The 3022-nt window shown below is 64.6% G+C and carries 4 protein-coding genes; all 4 read left to right on the top strand.

Annotation, left to right across the window (positions count from 1 at the left end; genetic code table 11):
* Window positions 1–1322: UDP-N-acetylmuramoyl-L-alanine--D-glutamate ligase (gene murD / locus B3D39_RS12465; protein WP_274963692.1), on the top strand; the 1322-nt coding region annotated here is incomplete at its 5' end.
* 430 nt (window positions 1323–1752) lie between these two features.
* Window positions 1753–1956, top strand: a complete 204-nt coding sequence (locus tag B3D39_RS12460) for a Flp family type IVb pilin (RefSeq protein WP_078570220.1) — start codon at window positions 1753–1755, stop codon at window positions 1954–1956.
* A gap of 78 nt (window positions 1957–2034) precedes the next feature.
* On the top strand, window positions 2035–2841 hold the full coding sequence (cpaB, locus tag B3D39_RS12455; RefSeq protein WP_274963691.1) for a Flp pilus assembly protein CpaB: 807 nt from the start codon (window positions 2035–2037) through the stop codon (window positions 2839–2841).
* 12 nt (window positions 2842–2853) lie between these two features.
* On the top strand, window positions 2854–3022 hold a 169-nt coding region (locus B3D39_RS12450; RefSeq protein ID WP_286789745.1), incomplete at its 3' end, for a pilus assembly protein TadG-related protein.

The raw sequence follows: 3022 nt of genomic DNA, 5'->3' as shown, positions 1-3022 counted from the left end.
CCGCGCTGCGCGCAGGCGGGGCCGAGCCGCTGTGCTGGGACGACAGCCCCGAAGGCCGCGCCCGCGCCGAGGAAGCGGGCTATAGCTGCCGCGACCTGACGCGCCACGGCGCTTTCGAGGAGGTCGCGGCCCTGATCGTCTCGCCCGGTATCCCGCATCTCTATCCCAAGCCCAACCAGGTGATCTCGGCGGCGATGGAGGCGGGCGTGCCCGTCGATAACGATATCGGCCTGTTCTTCGCCTCCTGGGCCACCGATGATTTCATGCGCTACGATCAGGCACCGCGCACGATCTGCGTGACCGGCTCGAACGGCAAATCCACGACGACGGCGCTGATCCATCACATTCTGGAAGAGGCCGGGCGACCGACGCAGATGGCGGGCAATATCGGGCGCGGCGTGCTCGATCTGGAGCCTGCCGAGAATGGCGAGGTCGTGGTGCTGGAACTGTCCTCCTATCAGACCGATCTGGCGCGCGCGCTGACGCCGGACATCGCGGTCTTCACCAATCTCTCGCCCGACCATCTCGACCGCCACGCGGGCATGGGCGGCTATTTCGCGGCCAAGCGTCGTCTTTTCGCGGAAGGAGGCCCGGATCGCGCGGTGATCGGCGTCGATGAGCCCGAGGGCGTCTATCTCGCCAATCAGATCATGATGGGCCGCAACGATGACAGGCTGATCCGCGTGTCCTCGGCGCGCAAGCTCGGGGATTGGGGCTGGTCGGTCTACGCGCGCAAAGGGTTCCTCAGCGAATGGCGCAAGGGCAAGCAGGTGGCCTCGATCGACCTGCGTGATGTGACCGGGCTGCCCGGTGCGCATAACCACCAGAACGCCTGCGCGGCCTACGCCGCCGTGCGCGCGCTGGGAATTGCGCCGCGCGTGATCGAACAGGCGTTCCATTCTTTCGCCGGGCTTCCGCATCGCAGCCAGACCGTCGCCGAGAAGCGTGGGGTGCGCTGGGTCAACGACTCCAAGGCGACCAATACCGACAGCGCCGCGAAGGCGCTTGAGGCCTTCCCGAATATCCGCTGGATCGCGGGCGGTCTGGGCAAGGAGGGCGGGGTGGCCTCGCTGTCTGAGCATCTCGGTACGGTGAAGAAGGCCTATTTCATCGGCCATTCCGCGCGCGATTTCGCGCTGGAACTGGCGGTCGAGCATGAGATTTGCGAAACGATGGAAGCCGCCGTCGCCGCCTGCGCCCGCGACGCCGAAGAGGGCGATACGGTCCTGCTGGCGCCTGCGGCGGCCAGCTTCGACCAATATCCGAATTTCGAGAAACGCGGCGATCATTTCGCGCAGCTCGTGGACGCGCTGCCCGGCTGAGGTTTGGGCGTCTAAGCCGTCCGCTCTCACATCTCGCGAAAACGGCAGTCCCGCTTCGGGGCTGCCGAAGATTCCGGTGCCTATGTCGCCGAAGCCGTACTCGGCCCGTAGCTCGAACGGTGTAGCGTCCTGAACGGCATCGTTCCGCCGCACGCGTCAAACCTCCGAAACAAGACGAAAATCGCGCGCCTCAAGCCGAGTCGCGAGAGCGGCGCTGCTGGGTGATCGCTCCTCCAAACGGCGTATCTGGCGTCCAGATTTCGGCATCTCTGACAAGAAATACAATCCTTGGTTGTGATTTTGCGACGCTGAACCGATGTCGCAGCGTCAAAACGCTCGCAATCTGAATCTTGGCTGCCCGGCTCAACAGGGGACACGGGGCCAGATTTAAACGCCGGGGTGGGCCGGCATTTCAAAACGGAGAAAGACCATGAAACTGTTCAAACTCGCTTCGCTGCGTCGTCTGAAGAAGGACGAAGAGGGCGTCACCGTCGTCGAATACGGGATCGCGCTGGCGGTGGCCGTTGGCATCGGCTCGGCGATCTATACGACGCTCGGTACCGCGGTGCACGGGGAAATGCTGTCTGGCGCCCAAATCATGGATTCGACGGCGACCGGCGCCTACGGCAACTGATGCCGCGTCTTTCGCTCAGGGCAACCGTCACCGCGTTGCCCTGGGCCACTCAACTCATTTCATGAAACGGAGAGCGCCATGCGTATCGCATCTTTGCTGACCTTCACTGCAGGACTCGCCGTGGCAGGTGGTTCGGCTTACCTGGCGCGCGATTTCTTCGAGGCGAAATACAAACGCGACCTTGCCGCCGAGCGCGAAGGCCTCGTCGAGGTCCTCGCCGCTGCACAGAACATTCCCTTCGGCCAGACCATCGAGGCGCAGAAGCTGACTTCGATCTCCTGGCCGAAAGAGGCGCTGCCGCCGGGTGTCTTTACCGATTACGCGGCCCTTCTGCCCAAAACGGGGGGAGAGCCGCGCCGCGCCCGTGCCGAGATCGCGCAGGGCGAGCTGATCCTCGCCTCCAAGGTCTCGAACTACGGCGAGAAGGTCACCATCGTTCAGACCCTCGGCCCGAACAGCCGCGCCATGGCGATCGAGGTCAACGCCTCGAGCGGCGTGGGTGGCTTCGTGACGCCGGGCGACCGCGTCGACGTGATGATGACCCGCGGCAAGAACGAGTCGCTCAAGACCGTGACGATCCTTCAGGACGTTCGCGTCATCGGGGTCGATCAGGAAGCGGATCAGAAAGTGAAAACCCCCGGCGTGGCGCGCACTGTCACCGTTGAGGTCTCGCCCGATCAGGGACAACGCCTCGCGCTGGCGCAGAAGGCGGGCACGCTCAGCCTGACGCTGCGCACGCTCGACGAGGCCGAGAGCGATCCGCTGCCCTCGATCGGGCTGGCGGATATTCTCAGCGAGAGGTCTTCGAACAAGCTCGAACCCACGCCCGTGCGCACGGTGACGATCCGGCGCGGCACGGAAGTCACCCATACGACGATCAAGTGAGGCGCGGGGTCGATGGGGCGCATCCAGAACAGCATCCGGCGTTTCGCCCGAGAGGAAGACGGGACGATCCTCGTCTTCTTCGGGATGAGCCTCGTGGTGGTGCTCGGTCTGGTCGCGCTCTCCTTCGATCTGGGCCGGCTCGGCAGCACCCGCTCGGAGCTGCAATCCTTTGCGGATTCGG

Source organism: Thioclava sp. UBA3469 (assembly GCF_002378135.1).
In the GTDB taxonomy this organism is placed as follows: Bacteria; Pseudomonadota; Alphaproteobacteria; order Rhodobacterales; family Rhodobacteraceae; genus Thioclava; species Thioclava sediminum.
This window is presented reverse-complemented; position numbering and strand designations above follow the sequence as displayed.

Excerpts from the sequence above, each read along its gene's own strand:
- B3D39_RS12460 (WP_078570220.1), top strand. The coding sequence starts at position 1,753 with ATGAAACTGTTCAAACTCGCTTCGCTGCGTCGTCTGAAGAAGGACGAA.
- cpaB (WP_274963691.1), top strand. The coding sequence starts at position 2,035 with ATGCGTATCGCATCTTTGCTGACCTTCACTGCAGGACTCGCCGTGGCA.